This window comes from Bacillus sp. SDLI1 (genome assembly GCF_001553895.1).
GTDB classification, from domain to species: Bacteria; Bacillota; Bacilli; order Bacillales; family Bacillaceae; genus Bacillus; species Bacillus siamensis.
The window spans coordinates 1,065,848-1,090,092 of record NZ_CP013950.1; the positions used below are offsets into that span (position 1 = coordinate 1,065,848).

Here is a 24,245-nt window from a genome sequence, read left to right on the forward strand (position 1 = left end):
AAGAGGAATCCCCTTCCAACCTTCTATTACAGATGCAATCATCAGCCCGCCCGGACGCCCGGGCGGCTGACTCTCCGATATCGTTTAATCCGGTGCCATTAAAACGTGAAGTCAGGAGGGAAATTATGAGTAAGAATACAACATACTGTGTGCGTGAAGCGGTGGAAAATATTGAGGACCTGCAAAATGCGGTTGAGGAAGATTGCCCGGCCGGATGCTATTCCAACCTTTTATCGCCGGGTTTTTCATTAGGCGATACAGTGCCGTTTGTGCTTTTCACTTCTAAATCATCGCCGTTTATCGCCTTCGGAAATGTCGGCGAGCTGGATAACGGTCCGTGCTTTAATACTCTTTTTTTCAGAGTTGAAAGAGTCTGTGACGGCTGTGCCACATTAAGCCTGCTTATTGCTTTTGACGAACATAAGCACATTCTTGATTTTACAGATAAAGATTCTGTCTGCGATGTATTCCGTTTAGAAAAAACAAACTATTGCGTTGAAGTCGATCTTCACAGCTTCTGCGCCATCAATTGCCTTAGCCCGAGACTGCTGAACCGCACACATTCTTAACCGAAAAGCATAAAAATAAGCTGCCGGAGTAAAGAATTCAGGCAGCTTTTTGTATGGTTAAAAACCGAGCGGATGCAGCGAGGTGATATCGCTGATGGCAAGCTCCGCAGGCGCACCGTTGCTCGTCGTCCTCAAATAGATGGCATCATTTTTTCTGCCGACAATTACGCCTCTGTAAGTTTTCCCGTTGGCTTCTATCAAACAAAGCGCCCGGGGCATATTATGCGGCAGTTTCGTTAAGAAATCAATTTTTTCAAGAATAGACATTCTGCTCATCGGCTTTTTCACGCGCTTTGGCGGAACCCTCTCCTCCGAGGCGTCATTGTGAACCGCTTCAGGCTCTTTTTCTGCGGCGTCGGGCTCAGCAGCACCCTGCACTTGCGCCGGAATTTCTTGTGCGGCTTCCTCTGTGCGGCTGTGCTGTTCAGGTGTCTGCTTTTCTGGTTCGGCAGGCGCTGCTTCGACAGGCTGAGCTTTACTTTTTTCCTCCTGCTTTCCGTGAGCGGGCTCTTCTATTGGCGGCTGAGGTGTTTTCCTTTTGATTAATATATCCTGCATTGATGATTGCGTGTCTGAATAATCCGGCTGCACAATATACATGAGCGGTTTTTTGTCCGCGTTTCTGTTTTGTTTTGACATCTTCATCCCTCCGATTCTGTCATGTTTTATCTATATGACGGAATGATTAAAATCAGAAGAAAGAAAAAGCAATCCCTAAAAAGGGACTGCTTGTCAATTAACGTGCGGTAATATGGAAACCGGAATCAACGTGAAGATTTTCGCCCGTGATGCCTCTTGACAGATCACTGAACAAGAATGCGGCCGTGTCGCCCACTTCTTCAGGTGTTGTCGTGCGGCGCAGCGGCGCACGCTCTTCGATTTCTTTCAGGATAGAATTGAAATCACTGATTCCTTTTGCAGAAAGCGTACGGATCGGTCCTGCTGAAATGCTGTTGACGCGGATGTTTTCTTTTCCTAAGTCAGCCGCTAAATATCTGACACTTGCATCAAGAGACGCTTTTGCAACACCCATTACGTTATAGTTTGAAACGACGCGCTCGCCGCCGAGGTAAGTGAGTGTGACGATGCTGCCGCCTTCAGTCATGATCGGACGAGCCGCTTTTGCGACCGCTGTCAGAGAGTAAGAACTGATGTTATGCGCAAGCAGGAATCCCTCACGGTTCGTATTTAAATATTCACCGACAAGCTCCTCTTTGTTTGCAAACGCGATGCAGTGCGCAATGCCGTGAATCACGCCGACCTGCTCTTTAATGCTCGCAAAGCAAGTTTCGATCTCAGCGTCATTTGTCACATCACACGGAAGGATGAGAGAATCATTTCTTTCTAATGTAGCCGCAAGGTCATGAACTGATTTTTCCAATCGCTCCCCTGCGTAAGTAAAAATGAGGCGCGCTCCGGCTTCGTGAAGCGAGCGGGCGATTCCCCAGGCGATACTGCGTTTATTGGCAACGCCCATCACAACGATGTTGCGGCCTTCTAGTGAGAAATTCATATGTATAAAGCCTCCTGTAATCGTCTTAAAGACATAATTTAGTACCTGATCTTAATTTTTATCATATCATAACCTTGTCCAGATTGAAAGCATGGGAAAAAGACCGCCGGGTGTTGAAGCGGTCTCTTTTTATCTCGTCTGCAGACTGTTTCTTTTATAGGCAAAATGATTTGTCGGCCCGTGTCCCGCTCCGATGCTGAGCGTATGTTCCACGGCTTCACGCACAAAGTTGGCGGCTGTCTCAAAAGCGGCTTGAATATGTTTTCCTTTTGCGGTTTCCGCCGTCAGCGCAGCCGCAAATGTACAGCCCGTTCCGTGGGTATGTTTCGTGTCAATATAGGCGTGACTGATTCCGGTAAAAGATGAACCGTCAAATAATAAATCAACGATTTTCCCCGGTTCAGGCTGGTGTCCGCCTTTTATGATGACGTTCTTTGCGCCAAGCTGGCAAAGGCGTTCGGCTGCTTTTTTCCGGTCTTCAAACGTACGGATTTCCATTCCGGTCAATGCCTCAGCTTCCGGAACATTCGGCGTAATCGCATAACTGCGCGGAATTAACAGCTCTTTTAACGCGGCCTGTGCTTCCTCACGCAGCAGGGATGCGCCTCCTTTGGCAATCATGACGGGATCGGTGATGAGATGCTCCAGTCTGTACTGATCCATTTTTTCCGCAATTTCCGCAATCATCTCAGCGCTCCACAGCATTCCCGTTTTTATTGCGTCAGGCCGCAGATCTTCCGCCACCGCGTCGATCTGGCTGCCGAGCGCTTCCCGGGTGAGCGGGTAGATGCCGTGAACACCCAATGTATTCTGGGCGGTTACCGCTGTAATAGCTGACATCCCGAAGACGCCGAGCTCCTGAAAAGTTTTCAGGTCCGCCTGTATACCGGCCCCTCCTCCTGAATCTGACCCGGCAATCGTCAATGCTTTGCAAATGCTCATGCTGTTTTTCTCTCCTTTCGCATTATCCGATCCATTTATGATAAAAAGATTTCGCTCTGCTGATGTCGCTTGTGCCGTGAATGAATGCTCTGCCGTCACGAAACAGAACCATCTTGAAACTGTCTGTGCGGAAAGAAATTAAATACGGATTGGCCGAAACGTCAAGCCCGGCCCGTCTGAGCTGTCCCGAAAGCCTTTGCAGGTCAAACGGCTCTGAGATTCCCGTTCTGATCTGTACCGTGTTTCTCCCGCACAGAACAGCCGCTTTTGACTGATTCTCGTAAGATAAAAACGGAAAATCGTTTGTGCCGCAGCTCGGGCAATCAGCTTTCTTGAGACGGGCAACGTTTATTTCGGACCGTTCATTTTTCCACAAATCAAACGAACGGAGAACATGCTCAACAGGTCCGCCCGTTAACAGCTTCAGCGCGTCTGCAGTCTGAAAAACAGCCGTCTGTAATACAGCCGGACTGATAATTCCCGCCGTATCACATGTCATACCGCCTAAAGGCAATGTCTCAAGCAGACAGTGGAGGCACGGCGTGACACCGGGAATGACGGTAAAGGAGAGTCCGTAGCTGCCGACACAGGCGCCGTACAGAAAAGGAACTCCTTTCTGTACAGCCGCATCGTTCACAATCAGCCTCGTTTCAAAGTTGTCAGTCGCGTCAATGATAAGAGATGCGTCACAAATCAGTCCGGGTGCGTTTTCCGCAGTGACATCCATGACAAATCCCTTCACATCTACATCGCTGTTTATGGATGTAAGCCGTTTTTCAGCTGCCGCAGCTTTCGGCATTTCCTGTCTGACGTCATCTTCGGTATAAAGCTGCTGGCGCTGGAGATTACTCCACTCCACATAATCTCTGTCAGCGATCGTTACCTTCCCGACCCCTGCTCTGACAAGCATCTCCGCATTTGCCGCGCCAAGCGCACCCGCGCCGATAATCACGGCATGAGACGACCGGAGCTTCTCCTGTCCGGAGGGACCGATCGGCTGATACAGCTCCTGTCTGGAATATCTGTCCGTCATACCGGAAGACCGTCCCGCGGACTGCTTGCAGTTCCGTAATCTTTCACCGGAATCCGCCCGGCTTCATAAGAAAGGCGGCCCGCTTCTACGGCAAGCTTCATCGCCCGGGCCATTTTGACCGGATCATCAGCGCCTGACACGGCGGTATTTAATAACACGCCGTCCGCTCCCAGCTCCATCGCGCAGGCAGCGTCTTTTGAAGAACCAATGCCGGCATCGACAATGACCGGAACTTTCGCCTGTTCAATGATGAAGGACAGATTCAGCGGATTTAAAATTCCCTGGCCTGAACCGATCGGTGAAGCGCCCGGCATAATAGCATGGACTCCAAGCTCCTCAAGACGCCTTGCGAGCACGACATCATCTGACGTATACGGAAGAACGATAAATCCCTCTTCAAGCAGCTGCTCTGATGCTTTCAGCGTTTCAACCGGATCAGGCAAAAGTGACCGGCTGCATCCGATGACTTCCACTTTTATCATGTCACAAAGTCCTGAAGCTTTGGCAAGCCTTGCGATTCTGACCGCCTCTTCAGCCGTTGCGGCGCCGGCCGTATTCGGCAGAAGCGTGTACTTAGACAAATCAAGCTGTTCGAGAAAGTTTGGCTGAGACTGTTCAAAGATGTTCATCCGCCGCACCGCAAAGGTTAAAATATCTGATTCCGAGACGGCCACCGCCTCTTTCTGAATCTCAAAACTCGGATATTTTCCCGTGCCTAACAGCAATCTTGACTGAAACTGTTTTCCGCCTATTGTTAACATCCTCATCCGCCTCCTACAAAATGGACAATTTCTATAACATCGCGATCACATAAACTTGTGTTTTCATAATTCTTTTTTTCGATGATTTCTTTATTTCTTTCTACAACTACGATTCTTTGATCAAGCTGATACGATTCAAGCAAATCCTGAACCGTGCCCTCTTTTCGATTCCAATCAATTTGTTTTCCATTCAGCTGAAGGATCATATTTGAACAGCCTCCTTGCGATCAATTCGAAACGCTTCTTCCCATTCATGTTTAACCTGTCTTCCCAGGATCATATCCCGCACCATTTCAGCCGTTGCCGGAGCTAGCAGGATGCCGTTTCGAAAATGGCCGGCGGCGAATATGATGCCGCTGTTATCAGGATGCCGCCCGATAAACGGCTTTCCGTCTTTTGTTCCCGGCCTGAGCCCCGCCCAAAACCGGTCTATTTTCATATGTTCAATGGCGGGCAGCATGGTTTTCGCTTTCGCAATGATAGCCTCAATCCCGCCGATGTCAGGCGTGTCGCTCCAGTCGCCCTGTTTCATCGTGGCGCCGATGACAAGCCGCCCGCTTTTTCTCGGAACGACATAACAATGATCATGGTAAAGGGTTTTGGTCAACGGGATTTCGTCATTCCACACAGAGAGGCATTCTCCTTTCACAGGGAAAAAAGGCTGTCCCAAGCCGAGCTGACTGAAAAACCGGCCGCTCCATACACCGCTGGCAACTGCGACTTTGTCAGCATAAACATCCCCGCCGGACGTTGTGATGCAGTATTCCCCGTTCACCCGTTTTATGGAAGTGACTTGTGTATGCTCACATATGTCAGCGCCATAACGCCGCGCCCCTTTTGCATATGCTTTGCAAACATAGTAAGGTTCGACATGGACATCGTCTTTTATAAAATATGCGCCGAGAATGTCTTTTGAAGCGTAAGGCTCTTTTTCAAGAACCTCTTCCGCGGAGAGCCAAGTGACAGAAGGTAAATCATCCATCTTCCGTAAACGGGTCATGTCTTCTTCTGTATACGCCAGTTTAAGCATTCCGCCGTTATGGCGCCTGATGTTAATGCCGCTGGCTTCCTCAAGCTCTTGCCCCGCCGCTTCATACAGTCTTTGGCTGTGCATAGCAAAATCAAAAAACGCATCCCGGTTTTCACATTCCGCGTGAGCGCCAAGCATTCCCGCCGCAGCGCTTGTCGTTTTTCGGCCGATTGCTCCGTCTTCAAACAAGACAACGTTCTGCTGCGTCTTCGCCAGCTCATAAGAAATGGCGCACCCGATAATTCCGCCGCCGATCACCGCCGTATCATAGTGCTTCTTCATCATCAGCCCCCCTCACCGCGCGTGCATACCGTTTTGCCGCCTCCTCAGGGTTTTCAGCTGAGAAAATGCCTGACATGACGGCAATTCCGTCCGGTTTCACCTGCTTTGTGTGTCCGATCGTCTGCAGTGTCATTCCGCCGATTGCGATAACGGGGATGGAAAGCGTGCGTTTGATCTCTGAAAGCAGGCTGATGCCTCTTGCCTCAAGTCCTTGTTTACATTCCGTTTCAAACACATGGCCGAATACCACGTAATCCGCATCTTCCTTTTCAGCTTGGATGGCTTCTTCCAGCGAATGAACCGAACGTCCGATATGAAGATGGGGAAATCTGCTTCGCACCTGCTTTACGGAAAAGCTGCGGGATGGAAGCTGAACACGGTGTATGTTGGCAAAAAGCGCGATATCCGCTCTGTCATTGATGATCAATTTGTCCTTATCCGCACCGCCTTTTTTCAACAGTGATAAAAGCTGCATGATCTCTCCCGCTGTTTTATCCCGCTCACGGATATGGATAAAGCTTACTTCGCGCTGAATCGATAGAATATCCTCGGCCAGCTCGGCAACGGGTTTGCGATTATCAGTTACGGCGTGCAGCTCCAAAGGACTCCACCTCTTTTCCGCCCTTCTCCGACCAGCCTTCTTTTTGATAAGCCATTCCCCAAAATTGATATTCATAATAGCTTGAAATCACAAAATTCTCTTTCATTTTCGCGCGGATTTCCTCTGTGCTGTTTTCAGCAATCTCGTCAAAACGGCTGATCTGTTCTTCGACCTGCTGTCTGAACCAGTCTCCGCCGTATGTACCGATCCATTTTTCGTAAATCGGATGTTCCGGTTTACATTCCTTTAAGCGTTCGCCGACTTCATAATAAAGCCAATAACAGGGCAGAAGTGCAGCTAATATTTCTCCAAAATTGCCGCTCATCACCGATCTGTACATATGAGACGTATAAGAATAGGCTGTCGGCGCCGGCTTAAATGCCGCACGCTCTTCTTCTGTAATCCCTAAAAGCTCCGTAAATTCGCGGTGCAGCGCCATTTCCGCTTCATATGTGCCTTGAGCGTGGCCCGCCATCCTTCCCGTCGTAAACAAGTCTTCGGCATATGCGGCTGCAAACGCCTGAACTTTTGCAAAATGCGTCAAGTAGTAGGAATCTTGCAGTACATAATAACTGAAACGGTCTAACGGCAGGCTTCCGTCACCGATCCCTGTTACAAACGGATGAACAAAGCTTCCGTCCCACCATTCGGCTGCCGCCAGTCTGCATTCTTCAGAAAATGTCATAAAGTTTTCCCCCCTGATAAAATAAAAAAACCACTTTCCCGCATCGGAAAAGTGGTTTGGAATTTATCTGGATAAAAGGAACCCAAAAAATACCGCTCCACTTCCCTACGCAGGTCTGAACCTGTTCAAGTTATGAGGGTCTAAAAGTCTCACTTTTATCTCAGCCCTTATGAAGGACACCCCTAGTGGTCATACGATTGATCATTTACTTGTTATGCCTTCTATCTTATCACGAAATGCAATTTGGTCAAGCTTCAAGGATTTTTCTCAGCTCCGACACGTAGTTGCGCGAGCCCGTAACGATGAGACGGTCTCCTGTTTTCAGCCTCGTGTCCCCATGCGGAACGATGCTGTCCACACCTCTGAAAATCCGGACGAAAATCACATCGCCCATCAGCGGAAATTCGCGCAGAATAATGCCGTTATACGCCGTATTTTCCAGATTGATCTGATAAAGCGAAGACTCTTCATTCGTCAGAAGGTTCATCACGCCCGGCGCCTCAATTAATGCGCGCAAGAGCGTCTTTGTAGACAGAAGGATAGAAAAAATACTGATGCCCTCTTCCTTCAGTTTTGTTTCATGATCAACCGAGCTGACGCTTGCGATGATACGCTCAGTCCCTTTCTCTTTCGCCATTAAGGCGATTTCAGCGTTCACATCTTCATTTCCCGTCGCCACGACAAGAATATCCGTTTTAAAAATACCGTGCGACTCAAGCGTGCCGGGCTCGTAATCAGAAATCGTTTCAACAGAAAAAACGGATTCCGCAAGCTTTTCCCCGGCATTTTCCTGATATACATGGACGACCCGCACATCATATTCCTCATCAGGCAGCTCCAGCGTCACCGGAAGCGTCATTTGGTTGGCGCCGATAAATGTAATGCGCTTTTTTTCCTGCGGCGCACTTTGCCGCTTGAATAATTTTTTAAAGCCGATCGGTGAGATGATGCTGGCGATAACCGCAACCAAAGTCAGCGCGCCGGACATATTGGCGCTGATAATGTGAAGCCTTTCTCCGATCGTAGCCGCCGCGATAACAAGCGACAGCGTAGAAGTCAGCAAAAACCCCGAAGCAAACACGGTTCTTTTGTCATACCATTTCTTTAAATAAAACACCGGGAACATTTTGCTGATAAACAGCGCCAGCAGAAGCAGCGGAATCATCGTCAATGTTTTCGGATCTTGGAAGAGCGTCCATATATCCAGCTTCACCCCGACCATGACGAAAAAGATCGGAATTAAAAACCCGTAGCCGAATGAATCCAGCTGCTCCACCATTTCTTTATTCGGCGACAGAAGCGATACCAAAACGCCTGCTAAAAATGCACCGAGAATATTTTCCGCCCCGAGAGATTCCGATAAAGCGACAAGCACGATAATCAGTGTAAAAATGGCTCGCGTGCCGATCTGGACGGTGCCTTTAGACATCGACTGCACAAATGAGCGGTGTTTAAAGATCCTGCCGAAGAAATACAGCACCACACCCGCGGCAAAGAGAATCAAAAGAAGCCACATATTTCCGCTGTCTTCCCCATAAAGAGAAGAAAAGAAAGCGAGCAGAATCATCGTAGCCAAGTCCGCAATAACGGCGACAAGCAGAATAATCTGGCCGATATTGGAATTCATGATCCGTTCTTCCTTTAAAGTCGGAACGACCACACCGAGTGATATTGTCGAAATAATAAGCGTCATTAAAAACGCGTTTTGAATAAAACCGGCTAATACAAAGGCATAGGACAGCAGCAATGATAAAATAAAGATGCCGAAAAATATGATCAGTGCGGCAGAAAACGTATTGGGTGCTTCCTTGCCGTTCGGAAGGAATTGTTTTTTCTTTCCTTTCTCAAATGACGAAAAGTCAATTTCCAATCCGCTTAAAAACATTAAAAAGATAAAGCCGAGAACAGACAGCGTCTCCAGCCACGTGTCTCCCTGAACGACGAGATTCAGGCCGCTTTTTCCGATAATAAGCCCCATGATGATTTCCGCGACGACGACCGGAATGCTGAGCTTAAACCGATGTAAAAGGAGCGGCGTCAAAAAAGCGACGATCAGAACGACGACTAAAGAAGCGACTGATGTATGTTCCATTTGTAAATACCTCCTTAAAACAAGGGTTATAAAAGCCCGCTTAAAGCGGGCAATACCTTACTTTTTTTAAAAACATAACGCATATTCTAACAAGGCTGGCGGCGAAAAAAAAGTAATAAGGCATTATTTCTTCAAATTCTTTTTTTAATTTGTACCAAAACAGCGTAATTAGGTAAAGGAATTAGTCCCATAATAAATAAAAAACCGGAAAAGGGAGGCTGACAGAATGGCTTATGACATCATCAGCGATATACACGGATGTTATGACGAAATGATCGCGTTAATGCAAAAGCTCGGATATGAAGTGAAAGACGGAATGCCCGTCCATTCTGAAGACAGAACGCTTGTCTTTGCGGGGGATTTAACAGACAGAGGCCCCAAATCCGTAGATGTGATGCGTTTCGTGGCAAAAGCATATGAAAAAGGCATCGTCCGTTATGTCCCGGGAAATCATTGCAACAAACTGTATCGTTACTTAAAAGGAAACCCCGTAAAAGTGATGCACGGACTGGAAACGACGGCAGCCGAACTGAAAGAGCTGTCTCCCGCCGACAGAACGGAAGTCTCCAGACAATTTATCCGATTATATGAGTCAGCGCCGCTTTATGACATTCTACATAATGGCGATCTCGTTGTCGCCCACGCCGGCATAAAAGCTGACGATATCGGTAAATACTCGCGTAAGGTAAAAGAATTTGTGTTGTACGGCGATATCACGGGTGAAACGTATCCCGACGGCAGACCCGTCAGAAGAGACTGGGCCGCCGCCTATGAAGGGAAGGCATGGATTGTTTACGGCCATACCCCTGTAAAACGCCCCCGGATCGTCAACCGTACAATCAACATTGATACAGGATGCGTCTTCGGGAATCAGCTGACAGGCTTTCGCTTTCCGGAGCATGAAACCGTCTCTGTGGAAAGCTCAATGCCCTATGATGCTTCACGCTTTCGCGAAGATCAAGGCAGTCAGACATGAAAAAAAGCCCGAAACCGGTAAACGGTTCGGGCTTTACATATGTTCAATCAATGTTTTCATATCGTCAGGAACGGGGGCAAGAAAAACGAGCGTTTCTCCTGTTATGGGGTGTACGAATGAAAGCCGCTCACTGTGAAGCGCCTGCCGTGCAATTCCCTCGTTTTTTCCGCCGTACAGCGTATCACCGACTAACGGATGGCCGAGGTAACTCATGTGCACCCGGATTTGATGCGTCCGCCCCGTCTCAAGCCGCAACTGCGCAAGCGTAAACACACGTCCGGTTTTTTCTGTTTGAAAATGCGTTACCGCTTTTTGTCCCTCCGGCGTTACCATCCGCTCAATAATGCTGCCGGGTTTTCTGCCGATTGGCGCGTCCACCGTTCCTTCTTTCTGCTGCATGACGCCGTGTACGACAGCGAGATACCGCCTGCTGACAAGCCCCTTCCTCTGCGCTGCCGACAAAAGAGAATGAGCAAGCCGATGCTTGGCGATCAGCATCGCTCCCGACGTATCCCTGTCAAGACGGGTGACGAGATGAACCGTGGACTGTACGCCGCTTTTTAGGTAATGGCTGATCACTCCGTTAGCGATGCTTTCCGACGGGTGTTCCCGTGATGGAATTGAGGAAACAAACGGCTGTTTATTGACCACCAGCACATGGTCATCTTCATAAAGAATGTCAAGCGGAACCGGCTCAGGCAAAAGCGTTTCACTCACATGCTCCTTTGGGAATTCAATCTTAAGCACATCCCCTGCCGCTAATACGGCGCGGACGGTTACATGCTCTCCGTTGACAAGAAGATCTCCCCCGCCGAATTTGATGTCAGCGAGAAGCCGTTTGGAAATGCCGAGCTGCGCCGTATATTCTTTTACCGTCATGCCGGCTTCCCGGGCTGAAATATTCTTTTGAATAAAAAAGTTGTTCAATCCGTTTCCTCTTTCTATTCGCCTTTTCCGATAAAGGAGTCCTGCACTCTTTTCCAAAACGGAAAAGGGCGGAATCTTGCAAATCTGACTTTTTCATTTGCCACCCGGCATAGAATAGATTTGACATCCTTATGCAGCAAGGTCAAATGATCAATCGTGACTTGGAAGTCGACGTCGTTTCTCGGTTTGATGACACAGTTATGATGATCGGGAAGCAAAAGCGGCGAACCGACAGTCCTGAACACTCTGTTGTTGATGGATGCCATTTCCGCGAGCTGAATCGCTCTGATGGAAGGATGGATGATCGCGCCGCCTAACGCTTTATTATAAGCCGTGCTTCCGGAAGGCGTTGACAGACATAAACCGTCTCCCCTGAACGTTTCAAACAGCTGGCCTTTAATTTCAACGTCAGCGACGAGACTGCCTTCTATGCTTTTGATTGTACATTCATTCAAAGCCAGATACCGTTCTTCACGCTCTTCATCATGATAAGTGACAACCACTTCAAGAAGGGGATATTCCACGGTATGATACGGCGTTTTGGCGATGGCAAGAACAAGCTTTTCTATCTCCTGCGGAACCCAATCGGCATAAAAACCCAAATGCCCCGTGTGAACCCCGACAAAAGCCGTTTTATCCAGACGGTCGCTGTATCTGTGGAATGCGTAGAGAAGTGTTCCGTCACCGCCGACGGAAATAACGATTTCCGGCTCTTTTTCATCCAAGGTCATATCAAAATCAAGTAAATACGCCTGTATTTTGCTTTTCAGTGTATCTGAAACTTCGTCTCCTTTTGAAGAAACGGCAAATTTCATGCCATTCCCCTCCTTTCTACTGGTGGCCTCCCGCTTTTTTCTTTCGTGAAAACGCGGCTTGGGCTTCCTGAATCTCTCCGCGGATTTCAGACATTTCTTCATCGAGACGGGATGCGGCTTCCGAGGCCCGCTGCAGCCTCAGCTTTACTTTTTCGGGAATGTTCCCGCTGTATTTGTAATTCAGTGAATGCTCAATGGTTGCCCAAAAGTTCATGGCAAGCGTCCGAATCTGTATCTCCACAAGAACATGCTTTTCTCCGGACGCAGTTTGTAAAGGATATAAAACGACAAGGTGGTAAGACCGGTATCCGCTCTCTTTATGCTCTGCTATGTAATCCCTCTTGTCGACAACGGTAAAATCTTTTCTGGCAAACAGCATATTTTTGACGATCTGGATATCATCGACAAATTGGCACATAATACGCAGTCCTGCGATATCCTGCATCGTTTCAATCTGATGAAGCGGTATGCTTTTCCGTCTCGCTTTTTCAAGTATGCTTACCACCGGCTTCACGCGGCCTGTCACAAACTCAATCGGTGAGTGGTCATCTTCATACTCATAAAGGGTTCTGACGCCTTTCAGCTTCACCTTTAATTCCTCAACAGCCTGGCGGTATGGCGCTAGAAATTGCTCCCATTGTTTGTCATCCATCGTACATCCCCCAATTCCGAACCTGTTCTAAAGAAATACGCTTTTCACTTTTTCTTCCATATCTCCGTAGTTTGCATTATCTTTAATATTTTCAATAAGATAATCGAGTTCTTCATGCAGCCCTGAAAGTTCAACCGTTTTGCCGCCGGCCTCCAGCACCGCCGGTTTTCTTTTGTCAAAGGCCTCTTTCAGATCCGGCCATACATGTTCTTTTATAATGACATATTCAAAAGAGTCAGCTGTTTCAAGTATGTATACAAAAGCAAAGTGATCGGAATCAACAAGCATTTGACCTGAGGCTTTGCGTTCCGCTCCGCTTAAGTCCTCTCCGCACTTCAGGCGGAGCACGTCTTCTGTTAATGATGCATTTTGAATTTCAATTCTCTTTTGCATAATGTTCTCCTTTTTTAACAAAGTACAGCATTTATTTTATCATATCAAGGTCGATATTGATAAACGTAACCTCTAAAGAGATAATGGGAATTATACAATTTTTCGTCCTGAAAGGAAGACTGTCATGACCCAAGAAATAGAAATTGAATTCAAAAATCTGCTGACAAAATCAGAATTTCAGAAGCTAAGTGAAGCACTTGGCATGAAAAAAGATGATTTTAAGCAGCAATTCAATCATTACTTCGATACAAAAGATTTTGCTCTGAAACAAAAAAAATCAGCCCTCCGCATCCGTGAAAAAAACGGCGCGTTCGTCCTGACTTTAAAAGAGCCTGCCGCGGTCGGTCTTCTGGAAACGCACCAAGAGCTTGAAAAACAGCCTGACCTTGACAGCTTCAAGATCCCCGAAGGCCCCGTAAAACGGCAGCTGGACGGTCTCGGCATCCATTCAGAAGCCATTTGTTACTTCGGAACGCTGTCGACTGAACGCTCGGAAAAAGAATCAGAAAAAGGCTTAATCATTTTAGATCACAGCCGATATTTAGAGAAAGAAGACTTTGAATTGGAATTCGAGGCTGCTGACTGGGACGAAGGAAAACAGGCGTTTGAACAACTGCTCAAACAATTCGGCATCCCTCAGCGGGTCACTAAAAATAAAATCCAGCGTTTTTATGAACAGAAACAAAAAAAGGTGGAATGACACAGTGAATATAACGAATTGGGCGGCCCTTCTCCAGCTTCAATCAATGGCGCTGCAATCAATCTCTAATACAAGCACCGCTTCAAGCGGACAATCTGCCGAAAGCCCGCTTGCGAATTTCAGCGCGCTGCTCAGCCAATATACGGGCACAGCCGTCCGGCAGCAGCCGGAAGCGGGTATTTTAAACGGGATGCGGACCGATCATACTTCATATTCACCGAGAATTCCGGTTTCAGTCAGTCCCGCGGCCTCTTCACAGACCGCTTCTTCCGGCATAAAACCTGCGCATACAGCTTCTGACATCAGCACCGGAAACTTTTCAATCGACAGCGCCATTCAAAAAGCGGCTGAAAAATACGGAGTGGACGAAAAGCTGATCCGTGCCGTTATTAAACAGGAATCAGGCTTTAATCCGAAAGCGGTCAGCGGTGCGGGGGCGATGGGACTGATGCAGCTCATGCCTTCCACGGCTGAATCACTCGGGGTGTCAAACCCGCTTGATCCCGTCCAGAACGCTGACGGCGGGACGAAATACTTAAAGCAGATGCTCACAAAATACGACGGAAATGTGTCTCTGGCGTTAGCCGCCTACAACGCAGGCCCCGGCAACGTAGATCAGTACGGAGGCATTCCGCCGTTTAAAGAAACACAGCAATATGTCAAAAACATCACCCAACAGTATTACGCGTAAACCAGAGAGGCTTCCTTCTCTGGTTTTTTTGCGGAGTAAATCTTACACATGAATGAAGTCGATGTGATATGATATGAAATACAAGCGCCTGACAGAAAGGCACTTTGTTTGTAGAAATAAAATGTTATTGCTAAAATATACAGTAACTGAAGATAGTAAAACTGAAAGATAATTTCGCAATAGGAATTATGATTCCTATTAGCCATATAAAAGGAGTAGTCAACATGGGACAATCGTTTAACGCACCATATGAAGCGATTGGAGAGGAACTTCTATCGCAACTTGTTGATACTTTTTATGAGCGTGTCTCGTCTCATCCCTTGCTGAAGCCGATATTCCCAAGTGATTTGACTGAAACGGCCAGAAAACAAAAGCAATTTTTAACCCAGTATTTAGGCGGGCCTCCCCTCTATACTGAAGAACATGGCCATCCCATGCTCAGAGCAAGGCATCTTCCCTTTCCGATTACGGCAGAAAGGGCTGATGCGTGGCTGAGCTGTATGAGCAGAGCGATGGATCATGTCGGGCTAGAGGGCGATATTCGTGAATTTCTGTACGGGCGTCTGGAATTAACGGCCAGACATATGGTAAACCAGTCAGAAGCGGAGGATCGATCATATTGACGAATTATCAGCATGAGCAATACTTCGCCCATTGCCACGGACATCCAAAAAAACCGCTGGAAATTTACATGTTTGTCGACCCTTTATGTCCTGAATGCTGGTCGCTGGAGCCCGCCATAAAAAAATTAAAAATCCGATACGGACGTTTTTTTACGCTGCGGATCATTGTTTCCGCGAGCATCACATCGCTGAATAAGCAAAAGCGTAAAAAACACCTTCTTGCCGAAGCTTGGGAAAAAATCGCGAACCGTTCCGGGATGCCGTGTGACGGAAGCCTTTGGCTTGAGCAGGATCAGCCCCTTTCATCACCTTATCTTGCGGCACTCGCTTTAAAAGCGGCCGAACTGCAGGGAAGAAAGGCCGGCATCCTGTTTCTCCGCAACATGCAGGAAAGTCTGTTTGTCTCAAAGCAGAATATTACAGATGAAGACGTTCTTTTAGAGATTGCCAAAAAGACGAAATTGGATGTCGAAGAATTTAAACGTGATCTCCATTCACAAAGCGCGGTAAAAGCGCTGCAGTGCGATATGAAAATCGCTGCGGAAATGGACGTCACCGTTAATCCGACATTGACGTTCTTTAACAGCCTGCATGATGATGAAGGGCTGAAAGTGCCCGGCAACTATTCTTATGAAGTATACGAAGAAATCTTATTCGAAATGCTCGGCGATGAACCGAAGCCTTCTGAAACGCCGCCTTTGGAATGTTTCATTGAATATTTTCGATTTGTCGCATCGAAAGAAATTGCACTTGTTTATGATTTAAGCCTTGACGAAGTTGAAAAAGAAATGAAAAAACTGGCGTTCGCCAAAAAGGTCGCCAGAGTGGATGCAAAGCATGGTCTGTTTTGGAAATCCTTAACCGGAACCAAAGAGGATGTCACCTGCTGCGATCATTAAAAAAAGCTGATTCCTAACGGAGCCGGCTTTTTTTGTGCAAATAAAGAAACCGCGCCGGGATAAGCGCGGTTTCATATGTCTTAACGACAACAAAGGGGATGGGAGAAATTTTTCACGGTCAAACAAAGGGGTAATGTTTGTTTGTGATCAATTTCACATCCTTATCATATCAAATCTTGTCGAGTTTTGACAACCCATAAGCTTAATGTTCATATTTTTGTCACAAAACATAACTGACTGCTTGTTTTCATAGAATATATCAATGTAAAAGAAGGAGGGACATACATGCTTCGCACCGTACTGACCATCGGAATGATTGTGTTTTTCTTCTTTTTAAATCTGCTGGCCATGATGCACATGCTGCCGATTTACATCACATCTCCCCTGCTGTTTCTGTCGATATTATTTGCCCTGTACCGGCTGAATCACCGAAAAACGTTTAAAGGATTTTAAAAAGCCTGCGCATCTTCTGCACAGGCTTTTTCTATTATGAAGGGTTCACTTTCGAAAGCAGTTCTTCCATTTCATTCAGTTTCTCTTCAAACATTTTGCAGGCCGCCTCGATCGGTTCAGGCGATGTCATATCGACTCCCGCTTTTTTCAGTATGTCGATCGGGTATTCTGAGCTTCCCGCTTTTAAGAATTCGGTATAACGCTCAACCGCAGGCTTGCCTTCTTTTAAGATCTGGCTGCTCAGCGCTTGGGCCGCACTGTAGCCTGTCGCATATTGATACACATAATAATTGTAATAGAAATGCGGAATTCTTGACCATTCCAGGCTGATTTCTTTATCAATCACCATGTTGTCTCCGAAATACTTTTTATTGAGATCATAATAAAGCTTGCTCAGCAGTTCAGGCGTCAGCGGCTCGCCTTCTTGCGCTTTCGTATGAATCAGATGCTCAAATTCAGCGAACATCGTCTGTCTGAAGACTGTGCCTCTGAAACCTTCAAGCATGTGGTTGAGCAGGTACAGACGCTGTTTTTCATCTTTTAAGCTGTTCAGCATGTATTCACCAAGCAGCGCTTCATTGGTCGTAGAAGCGACTTCAGCGACAAAAATGCTGTAGTTTCCGTACGGATACGGCTGATATTTTCTCGTATAATAGCTGTGCACGGAATGGCCGAACTCGTGAACGAGCGTAAACAGGTTGTTGACATTGTCATGCCAGTTCATCAAGATGTACGGATTCGTGCCGTATGTACCGGACGAATAAGCACCGCTGCGTTTTCCTTTGTTTTCGTATACATCGACCCAGCGGTTTTCAAGTCCTTCTTTTAAAATAGACGCGTATTCCTCGCCTAACGGAGCAAGCCCTTTGAGCATATAATCTTTTGCTTCCTCATATGTGACCTTCATTCCCGAATCTTTTACAAGCGGTGTGTACAGGTCATAAATATGGACTTCATCAAGGCCGAGCACCTTTTTCCGCAGATCAATGTAACGGTGTAATAACGGAAGGTGTTTATTGATCGTTTTGATCAGGTTATCATAAACTTCTTCAGGGATGCTGTTATTGGATAAAGCCGCTTCCCGTGCTGATTTGTATTTTTTCACGCGGGCGTAGAAATTGTCTTTTTTCACAGTGCCGCTGAGTGTAGTCGCCATTGTGTTTTTATACTGTCCGTATGTTTTATATACGGCTTTAAAGGCGTTTTTACGGACTTCCCGGTCGCTGCTTTCCAGAAAATTAATAAAGTTGCCGTGTGTGATTTGAGTTTCCTTGCCGTCTTCATCTTTAATCGACGGAAACGTAATATCAGCGTTATTTAACACACTGAATGTATTGGAAGGCGAAGACAGCGCTTCTGACGCTTCCGCAAGCAGGGCCTCTTCTCTTTCACTCAGCACGTGCGGACGCTGTTTTGTAATTTCTTCAATTGCATGGGAATAAAGCTTCAGCTCCTCTTTTTCCAGAATAAACTGATGCAGCTTGTCCTCCTGAATCGCCAGAATTTCCGGTTCAATATAAGCAGTCGCGCTGGCAGCCTGAGAATACAGACTTGCGGCTTTGTCGTTCAGCCCTTGGTAGAAAGAATTTCCCGTATCCTGGTCTGAACGCATATGCGCGTATGCATAAAGTTTCCCCAGACGGCTCGTCACTTCATCCTGTGCGGTAAGCGCCGCGTATAAATTATCGGCTGAATGAGCAAGCGTGCCTTTAAAGGAAGATAAATTCGGAATTAATTCTTTAACCGCTTGAAATTCTTTATTCCAGGCCTCATCACTAGGAAAAATATCCTCTAGTCTCCATGTATGCTCTGCCTTTACTTCACTTCTGTCAGGCAGCTGTGCTGCTTTATTTTCCTCAGTCATGGTGATCCCCCTCGTTTTCTTTACTTCAAGCCAATTGAAAAAACGATTGTTTCTCCAAAAACTTGTGTTGTGATTATCTTCCGGCTTTTCACTGCCTTTTGTCAAATCATATGCGGCATATAAGACCAAGCATACCAATAATCCAGTGAAAAAACGAAAACAAAATGCCCGTACGCCCTTCACATTCAGCCACCACCTTGACGTTAGGGTGAACGAAATGACGCATTCTCATTCCCCAAAAAAGAGCCGATCCCGCTGACGCAGCTCTTCAGCCGTTTGAGGACGCTTCTGTTGAGATGAGGGCATATATACTTCATTCTCAGTTTCCCTTAAAAAATCCTGCAAGCATAAGAAATCCGCATATTGTTTCACAGCCATTCCGATAAGATGTTCGTGAGAATCGTACCGCATCCGGATTTCCTGACGGCGGATGTTATGCCGTACATTTTGAATCATGCCGGATAATCGGATCGGTGCTCCTTTTTCAAAAAGCTCCGCAAGCCGCAAGTATAAATGGCCCTGCCACACGAAAACGGGACTTGCAAACACAAATCCCGCTGAAACGGGAATAAACACTTCAGAAGGTAGAAAAGGAAATGCAACCTGGTGTCTCTCGTAAAAAAGCCGCCGGATGAGACCGGCATCCTCAGATAAAAACCGGCCGCTTTTTGTGCGGAAGCCGGCTACGGCGCGTCTCCAAGAGGAAAGTTTGACGCTGTGCCGCTCTTCCCGATGACAAATGTCTTTCAGGTTTGCTTTGTGAAGTGGGATCGTGGTTAAGCCGGCATAAGAATAGCCGGTGTAAAACGGGGTGATGGAATGCAGTTTGTAAAAGGAGCGGGCGTCGGGGCAGTAAAACATCAAGGCTGAAAATGAATTGACTTCAAAGAACTGCCAGTGATATGCAGAAAGCCGGAAAAAATGCGCAGCCAGCCGTTTCAGGCGTTTTGCCCCGATGATCCAGACCGGCCGGTATCCGGCGTTTTTCAGGCCTGCCGTCCGGCTCTTTAAAGAGTCTGCCGAAAGGTTCGCACATTGAAATTCAATAGCCAGCCTCTCTTTTCCATTTTCAGCGGTCAAGTCAGGCCGCTGACCTGCGGAAGTCAGATACGGCTCTAGGCTGACGGTGCACCCTTGTGCCTTAAGCCAGAGAAAAAGCTGTCTTTTTCCTTCCAGATGGTATTCGCTTTCAGGCTCGGATTCTCCCGGACAGAGCCTGCTTTTTTTATGGGCGAAATGCGGCAGTTTCTCCCGTCCCAGTTTGATATCAAGCTCACTTTTACACACGGGGCAGAACCAGCGCTTTTTTCTCAGTTCCGCCGCCTTTTCCTTTGAATAGTTTCCGGCCAGCTGAATGAGCCGGCCGTCGGCATTCACAGCACTGAACATGTTGCATCTTCTCCTTTCCTGAATCTTGATGTATTCAGCAGAAAGAAGGCATAATCCTGTTTGCGGGTGAGAGCCGTTAGGGGGTTTTCAGCCGTTTATCATGTCATTCAGAACAAAAAAAAACGATTTCTGCTGAGAGAAATCGGTTTTTTATGATGCAAAGTGTTTTTTTATCGTATATAACGCATGATCAGCGATCACCAATTTTCCGTATTCTTCAAGACGGTGAATGCTGACTGACGATTCGTGCGCGTACTCCAACAGGATGCTTAGCTGATTTTCAACCTCTTCATCAGTTTGCTCATAAAAATCTGCATATAAATAATATCGGTTTTCAAACGAATACAGGGTCGTTTTAATTCCGTTAAGATTCAATTTTGATAGCGAGATGAGATCCTCAAAATCATCGAACCGCAAAGTGAACTGAAGCTTTTGCTCCTTATCTTCCTGGCTCTCGGCCTGCTCTTCTTTCTGGAAATCATCAAGTAAAGCATCGAGATTTTCATCTGCCGGCTCTTGTTTTTTATCTTCCGGGATCGGCAGTTCGAGTTTTTGTCCGTCCTTGGAAAGCTGGGCTTTTGTTACGATTATTTCCAGTCCTTTGTCCAATGCCTGAACCTGAATCCAAAGAGGACCCTCGACAGCGAATTCCTCTTCATCATGAACTTCATCCATGACTTCCCAGAACAGTTCTTCACTGCGCTCGCGATTGTACCAGATTTCTTCTCTGTCAAAACCGCGATCTTCAATATCACCATAAGACATATAAAATTTTACAGTATGCTCGTTAATTCTTTCTATTTCCATTTTGCCAACCTTCCCTTCTTTATAAGATGTTGAAGGGACATCTAAGCTCCCGATGAATAGTACTTTACTACACTTTACCCATTCCGTCCACATCTTAACCTTATAGAAGACAGCACAAATTCTGTATATTTCTATTTTATGATAAAACAGTTATAAAAGAAATAAAAAAGCATTTTCACGCCGAAAAACAGGCTTTCTCCCGGTTCCCATCATAAATGGCGCACTGCTTCATATATTAGCTGTACAAGCAACCGATCTATAAGCGAGGTGTTACCATGCCGCACGATTACCTGCTGTCCCTTCTGCTCATTATCGGAATTGATCTCATTCTCGGCGGTGACAATGCCGTCGTCATCGCGATGGCCAGCCGGAATCTGGCGCATAAACAAAGGCAGCAAGCGATCCTTTTCGGAACGTTTATCGCAGTCGTCTTGAGAATCGCACTGACGAGCGCCGCGGTCTATTTATTGAATGTTCCTTTTTTACAATGCGCAGGCGGTGTGTTTTTATTGTATCTCGGCTATCAGCTTCTGATTGAGAAGAAAGATGCACAGCATGTGAAAAGCAGTTCTTCCCTTTGGAAAGCCATCCGCACAATTGTTTTGGCTGATATCTTTATGTCTCTTGACAATGTCATCGCAGTAGCCGGCGCTTCTCACGGTGAGCTGACGCTTGTAGTGATAGGGCTTTTCATCTCGGTGCCGATTATCATTTGGGGCAGCAAGCTCGTTCATGCCGCTATGGAGAAAATGCCTTTACTGATGTACGCCGGAAGCGGCCTTCTCGCATTTACCGGCGGTGAAATGATTGCCGGGGATAGCAAGCTGTCTTTTTTCATGGCAGAACACGGCACTATACAGATGATGCTGCCGATTTTGACCGTCGCTTTTGTCATCCTCGCCAGTATGATTTATCAGCAGACTGAAAAATAATAAAAAGCCCAAACCGCGACGGTTTTGGGCTTTTTCCATGCTTATCGTAGGCTTATATCAGTTAGCCAGACGCTGTGCTTCTCTTAATTGGAAAGAACGTACTTTTCTAGGCAGGAATCGTCTGATTTCATCTTCGTTATAGCCGACTTGCAGACGTTTTTCATCAATGATGATCGGACGGCGGAGCAGTCCCGGATGCTCATTGATCAAAGTGTACAAGTCTTGAAGCGGCATTGATTCAACATTTACGTTCAGTTTCTGGAATACTTTAGAACGGGTAGAGATAATTTCATCCGTACCGTCTTCAGTCATACGCAGAATCTGCTTGATCTCATCAATTGATAACGGCTCAGAGAAAATGTTTCTTTCTTCAAACGGAATCTCGTGCTCCTCAAGCCAAGCTCTTGCTTTTCTGCATGACGTACAGCTAGGTGATGTGTATAATGTAACCATTAATCTTCACTCCTCTAATTAGTAGGATGAACATGTTTGTATTCTCAAATTGAAATGACTTTAAAAAAGGAATCTTTATAGGTATTATACTATAAAAAAGTAAGTATGAACAGTCTCCTGAGAAAAAAATGTGTCAATCCGGCAAATTTACGTTTTGCGGATTATTTCCCATTCTCAATTAGCTCAGCTGATCGAAAATGTTTTTTCGTTTGTTCTCCTCAATGACTTTGAGAACTTCATCCGTTTTTTCGTATGATTCTCCGTACCATTTTTCATCTTTATAAGTGTGAATGTTTTCATATGTCTGTTTCATCGCTTCAAACATTTCTTCTTCTGATTCCGTCTTAGGCGACCAGTACAGAATCTCCATTTTGTTCACTTCATTCGTAGCCAATGACCGGCGCCGATACCCGATTGACTGTGCGTGCTTGAAATGCTCTCTTTGATAAAAACGCAAGCGTTTCTGTGTGTCCGTGTCATCCTCGTCAACAGGCTCCACTTCAAGAAGAATCGGTTTGTTTTTCTTTTTCAGCCTGCCGATCAGCTTGCTTCCGAGACCTTGTCCTCTGGATTTCTTCGACACAAACAGGTAATCAATAAAGATGAAAGAGTCAAATTCCGCATACATCAGCACGTGGTACTGCCCTTCTTCTTTATGATAAACATCGCTTCGCTCCTTTAACAGAGCTTCCATATGCGCTTTTGATTTCATTTCTTCAATCGGAAAATATTCACTCAGCTTTTCGTACCAGTTCATTCATTTGCTCCTTATGGGTTCGTTGTCTTCACACTTTTAGATATACCCCATTTCCGATTGTTTAAACAATCTTACATCTATTAAGACGTGTGACCCTTTGACATGGTTTCAATTTTTTTAAAATGGTGTGTAATCGACATTTTTTGTATAACGGTTTGCCGCATCCCATAATAAAAATTCGTCAATTCCTTCATCATGCAGCGCTTTAATCTGGTCTTCCACCTGGCTTTTCCCGTACTTTTGATAATTTCCGCTGCCAAGATAAGAAGCCGTGAAGTCCTGAAGCCACGGGCGCGACACAGGCGGGTGTTTCAGCTTAGACAGTTTGTTATTTTCCACCTTCGCGTATTCTTTGACGACATTGTAAGGCTCAAGATCCGGTTTATCAATGCCGAAATAGCTTGTCCAATGGCTCGGATAAATCATGGATGAAATGACATCGACCTGTTCTGAAATTTTGCTGAAATTCTGGCCGATCCCAGGCGCTTCCGGCAGTGTGGCAGAATAGCCGAAAATATCAACCGACACATTTGCGCCATACGGCTTGAGTTTTCTCTTCGCATATCCGACAAAATCGGTGACGGCATGAACGCGTTTTTGCACATTGCTGTCTGCTGTTTTTCCGTAATCGCCGTGTCCGTATGTCAGTTCGCCATCACGTTTTTCAAACCCTTCAGGAAAACGGACATAATCAAACTGAATTTCCTGAAAACCCATTTTCGCAGCTTGTTTTGCAATCTTTACATTATAATCCCATACTTCTTTCATAAACGGATTGACGAACGATTCGCCGCGGCCGTTTTTCCAAACACTTCCGTTTTTTTCTTTAAAGGACCACTCCGGCTTTTTGTTCGCGAGTTCGCTGTCTTTAAATACGACAATACGCGCGATCGGATAGATCTTTTTTTCCTCCAGCTTTTTCATCATCTTTTTTGGGTCTTTGATGTACGGTTTGGCGATTTTGTCATACTCAGAATGACCGTCCGGTTTAAAGGTAAGATTTCCGTTGTCGTCCTTCACATCAATCACCATTGTGTTGAGCTTCGATTTGTCCACAAAGTCTGTCAGCTCCCCGAATTTGCTCCCTCCCGCTGAATGTCCTGTGACGTAAATGCCCCGGACCTTATCAGGATGTGTAAAATGCAGCCCTGACGGATAAGCAAACCTCTCATTTGCTTTTGGCAGCTCTTTTTCAGTCAGCGCAATTTTTACAAACGGCTGCTCTTCTTTTACAGCCGCCTGTGCCGGATAAGCGGCTGCACTGAAAAACAGTCCCGCCGCAAAGGCGCACAAAATGGTTTTCATACTGATCTCCCCCTTTTTTTCCATTATAGAAAAACGGGAGCAGGCTGAATAAACTTGAATGTGCGCAAAAAATCCTCCAAGACTGAGTCTTGGAGGATGAT

The 24,245-nt window shown here is 46.3% G+C and carries 28 protein-coding genes and 1 riboswitch; of the genes, 8 read left to right on the forward strand and 20 right to left on the reverse strand.

What is annotated here, in order from left to right:
• Window positions 1-125 precede the first annotated feature (125 nt).
• Complete coding sequence (gene cotZ / locus AUL54_RS04750; RefSeq protein ID WP_016938206.1) at window positions 126-569, forward strand: spore coat protein CotZ; 444 nt, start codon at window positions 126-128, stop codon at window positions 567-569.
• Between the two features lie 57 nt (window positions 570-626).
• Here cotZ and AUL54_RS04755 read toward each other — a convergent pair whose 3' ends face one another.
• The 10 genes from AUL54_RS04755 to AUL54_RS04800 all read right to left on the reverse strand — a co-directional run bounded on the left by AUL54_RS04755 (window position 627) and on the right by AUL54_RS04800 (window position 9,508).
• Window positions 627-1,208: a CotO family spore coat protein gene (locus AUL54_RS04755; RefSeq protein ID WP_060963073.1), complete on the reverse strand. Its 582-nt coding sequence runs from the start codon at window positions 1,206-1,208 to the stop codon at window positions 627-629.
• Window positions 1,209-1,305: 97 nt separating this feature from the next.
• Window positions 1,306-2,082 carry an enoyl-ACP reductase FabI gene (gene fabI / locus AUL54_RS04760; protein ID WP_013351851.1) on the reverse strand — a complete coding sequence of 259 codons (777 nt, stop codon included), beginning with the start codon at window positions 2,080-2,082 and terminating at the stop codon, window positions 1,306-1,308.
• A gap of 129 nt (window positions 2,083-2,211) precedes the next feature.
• On the reverse strand, window positions 2,212-3,024 hold the full coding sequence (thiD, locus tag AUL54_RS04765; protein WP_060963074.1) for a bifunctional hydroxymethylpyrimidine kinase/phosphomethylpyrimidine kinase: 813 nt from the start codon (window positions 3,022-3,024) through the stop codon (window positions 2,212-2,214).
• A gap of 22 nt (window positions 3,025-3,046) precedes the next feature.
• Complete coding sequence (locus AUL54_RS04770; RefSeq protein ID WP_060963075.1) at window positions 3,047-4,057, reverse strand: thiazole biosynthesis adenylyltransferase ThiF; 1,011 nt, start codon at window positions 4,055-4,057, stop codon at window positions 3,047-3,049.
• Complete coding sequence (gene thiG, locus AUL54_RS04775; protein ID WP_095240937.1) at window positions 4,054-4,824, reverse strand: thiazole synthase; 771 nt, start codon at window positions 4,822-4,824, stop codon at window positions 4,054-4,056. Before thiG ends, AUL54_RS04770 begins: the two co-directional genes overlap by 4 nt.
• The gene (gene thiS / locus AUL54_RS04780) at window positions 4,821-5,024 is read right to left on the reverse strand and encodes a sulfur carrier protein ThiS (protein WP_003155008.1); all 204 of its coding nucleotides are present in this window, start codon (window positions 5,022-5,024) and stop codon (window positions 4,821-4,823) included. Before thiS ends, thiG begins: the two co-directional genes overlap by 4 nt.
• The gene (thiO, locus tag AUL54_RS04785) at window positions 5,021-6,130 is read right to left on the reverse strand and encodes a glycine oxidase ThiO (RefSeq protein ID WP_060963076.1); all 1,110 of its coding nucleotides are present in this window, start codon (window positions 6,128-6,130) and stop codon (window positions 5,021-5,023) included. The genes thiS and thiO overlap by 4 nt, the downstream gene beginning before the upstream one ends.
• Window positions 6,114-6,731, reverse strand: coding sequence for a thiazole tautomerase TenI (gene tenI / locus AUL54_RS04790; RefSeq protein WP_060963077.1), 618 nt, complete (start codon window positions 6,729-6,731; stop codon window positions 6,114-6,116). The genes thiO and tenI overlap by 17 nt, the downstream gene beginning before the upstream one ends.
• Complete coding sequence (gene tenA / locus AUL54_RS04795; RefSeq protein ID WP_016938213.1) at window positions 6,709-7,416, reverse strand: thiaminase II; 708 nt, start codon at window positions 7,414-7,416, stop codon at window positions 6,709-6,711. The genes tenI and tenA overlap by 23 nt, the downstream gene beginning before the upstream one ends.
• 85 nt (window positions 7,417-7,501) lie before the next feature.
• Window positions 7,502-7,610, reverse strand: a riboswitch (TPP riboswitch).
• Window positions 7,611-7,663: 53 nt separating this feature from the next.
• The gene (locus AUL54_RS04800; protein ID WP_060963078.1) at window positions 7,664-9,508 is read right to left on the reverse strand and encodes a monovalent cation:proton antiporter family protein; all 1,845 of its coding nucleotides are present in this window, start codon (window positions 9,506-9,508) and stop codon (window positions 7,664-7,666) included.
• A 226-nt stretch (window positions 9,509-9,734) separates the two neighbouring features.
• Here AUL54_RS04800 and prpE point away from each other — a divergent pair, with 226 nt between their 5' ends.
• Entirely contained in the window at window positions 9,735-10,484 is a 750-nt protein-coding gene (prpE, locus tag AUL54_RS04805) for a bis(5'-nucleosyl)-tetraphosphatase PrpE (RefSeq protein WP_045925339.1), read from the forward strand.
• A 33-nt stretch (window positions 10,485-10,517) separates the two neighbouring features.
• Here prpE and AUL54_RS04810 read toward each other — a convergent pair whose 3' ends face one another.
• The 4 genes from AUL54_RS04810 to AUL54_RS04825 are packed head-to-tail and all read right to left on the reverse strand — an operon-like array spanning window position 10,518 to window position 13,271.
• Window positions 10,518-11,411: an RluA family pseudouridine synthase gene (locus AUL54_RS04810; RefSeq protein WP_060963079.1), complete on the reverse strand. Its 894-nt coding sequence runs from the start codon at window positions 11,409-11,411 to the stop codon at window positions 10,518-10,520.
• A gap of 14 nt (window positions 11,412-11,425) precedes the next feature.
• Window positions 11,426-12,226: an NAD kinase gene (locus tag AUL54_RS04815; RefSeq protein ID WP_047477853.1), complete on the reverse strand. Its 801-nt coding sequence runs from the start codon at window positions 12,224-12,226 to the stop codon at window positions 11,426-11,428.
• 16 nt (window positions 12,227-12,242) lie between these two features.
• Window positions 12,243-12,878 (reverse strand): GTP diphosphokinase, encoded by a 636-nt coding sequence (locus AUL54_RS04820; protein WP_016938218.1) that lies wholly within the window; start codon window positions 12,876-12,878, stop codon window positions 12,243-12,245.
• Between the two features lie 27 nt (window positions 12,879-12,905).
• Complete coding sequence (locus AUL54_RS04825; RefSeq protein ID WP_016938219.1) at window positions 12,906-13,271, reverse strand: UPF0738 family protein; 366 nt, start codon at window positions 13,269-13,271, stop codon at window positions 12,906-12,908.
• A gap of 124 nt (window positions 13,272-13,395) precedes the next feature.
• On the opposite strand from AUL54_RS04825, the gene AUL54_RS04830 reads away from it, so the two are divergent.
• From AUL54_RS04830 to AUL54_RS21465, 5 genes are all read left to right on the forward strand, one after another.
• Window positions 13,396-13,971 (forward strand): CYTH domain-containing protein, encoded by a 576-nt coding sequence (locus AUL54_RS04830; protein ID WP_060963080.1) that lies wholly within the window; start codon window positions 13,396-13,398, stop codon window positions 13,969-13,971.
• Window positions 13,972-13,975: 4 nt separating this feature from the next.
• A complete protein-coding gene (locus AUL54_RS04835) occupies window positions 13,976-14,662 on the forward strand; it encodes a lytic transglycosylase domain-containing protein (RefSeq protein ID WP_060963081.1) in 687 nt (228 codons plus the stop codon).
• A 224-nt stretch (window positions 14,663-14,886) separates the two neighbouring features.
• On the forward strand, window positions 14,887-15,285 hold the full coding sequence (locus AUL54_RS04840) for a globin domain-containing protein (RefSeq protein WP_016938222.1): 399 nt from the start codon (window positions 14,887-14,889) through the stop codon (window positions 15,283-15,285).
• On the forward strand, window positions 15,282-16,184 hold the full coding sequence (spxH, locus tag AUL54_RS04845) for a protease adaptor protein SpxH (protein WP_060963082.1): 903 nt from the start codon (window positions 15,282-15,284) through the stop codon (window positions 16,182-16,184). The genes AUL54_RS04840 and spxH overlap by 4 nt, the downstream gene beginning before the upstream one ends.
• 285 nt (window positions 16,185-16,469) lie before the next feature.
• On the forward strand, window positions 16,470-16,637 hold the full coding sequence (locus AUL54_RS21465; protein WP_016938224.1) for a hypothetical protein: 168 nt from the start codon (window positions 16,470-16,472) through the stop codon (window positions 16,635-16,637).
• 34 nt (window positions 16,638-16,671) lie between these two features.
• Here AUL54_RS21465 and pepF read toward each other — a convergent pair whose 3' ends face one another.
• From pepF to mecA, 3 genes are all read right to left on the reverse strand, one after another.
• On the reverse strand, window positions 16,672-18,501 hold the full coding sequence (gene pepF / locus AUL54_RS04850) for an oligoendopeptidase F (protein ID WP_099745180.1): 1,830 nt from the start codon (window positions 18,499-18,501) through the stop codon (window positions 16,672-16,674).
• A 228-nt stretch (window positions 18,502-18,729) separates the two neighbouring features.
• Window positions 18,730-19,890, reverse strand: coding sequence for a competence protein CoiA family protein (locus AUL54_RS04855; protein ID WP_060963083.1), 1,161 nt, complete (start codon window positions 19,888-19,890; stop codon window positions 18,730-18,732).
• Between the two features lie 150 nt (window positions 19,891-20,040).
• Window positions 20,041-20,697 (reverse strand): adaptor protein MecA, encoded by a 657-nt coding sequence (gene mecA, locus AUL54_RS04860; RefSeq protein ID WP_060963084.1) that lies wholly within the window; start codon window positions 20,695-20,697, stop codon window positions 20,041-20,043.
• A 275-nt stretch (window positions 20,698-20,972) separates the two neighbouring features.
• Between mecA and AUL54_RS04865 the strand changes: the two genes are divergently transcribed.
• Window positions 20,973-21,629 carry a TerC family protein gene (locus AUL54_RS04865; RefSeq protein ID WP_060963085.1) on the forward strand — a complete coding sequence of 219 codons (657 nt, stop codon included), beginning with the start codon at window positions 20,973-20,975 and terminating at the stop codon, window positions 21,627-21,629.
• A 57-nt stretch (window positions 21,630-21,686) separates the two neighbouring features.
• On the opposite strand, the gene spx is transcribed toward AUL54_RS04865, so the two are convergent.
• From spx to AUL54_RS04880, 3 genes are all read right to left on the reverse strand, one after another.
• Window positions 21,687-22,082 carry a transcriptional regulator Spx gene (spx, locus tag AUL54_RS04870; RefSeq protein WP_003327578.1) on the reverse strand — a complete coding sequence of 132 codons (396 nt, stop codon included), beginning with the start codon at window positions 22,080-22,082 and terminating at the stop codon, window positions 21,687-21,689.
• A 178-nt stretch (window positions 22,083-22,260) separates the two neighbouring features.
• Window positions 22,261-22,839, reverse strand: a complete 579-nt coding sequence (locus tag AUL54_RS04875) for a GNAT family N-acetyltransferase (RefSeq protein ID WP_045925331.1) — start codon at window positions 22,837-22,839, stop codon at window positions 22,261-22,263.
• 117 nt (window positions 22,840-22,956) lie between these two features.
• Window positions 22,957-24,144 carry a putative glycoside hydrolase gene (locus AUL54_RS04880; RefSeq protein ID WP_082761606.1) on the reverse strand — a complete coding sequence of 396 codons (1,188 nt, stop codon included), beginning with the start codon at window positions 24,142-24,144 and terminating at the stop codon, window positions 22,957-22,959.
• Between the last annotated feature and the right edge of the window lie 101 nt (window positions 24,145-24,245).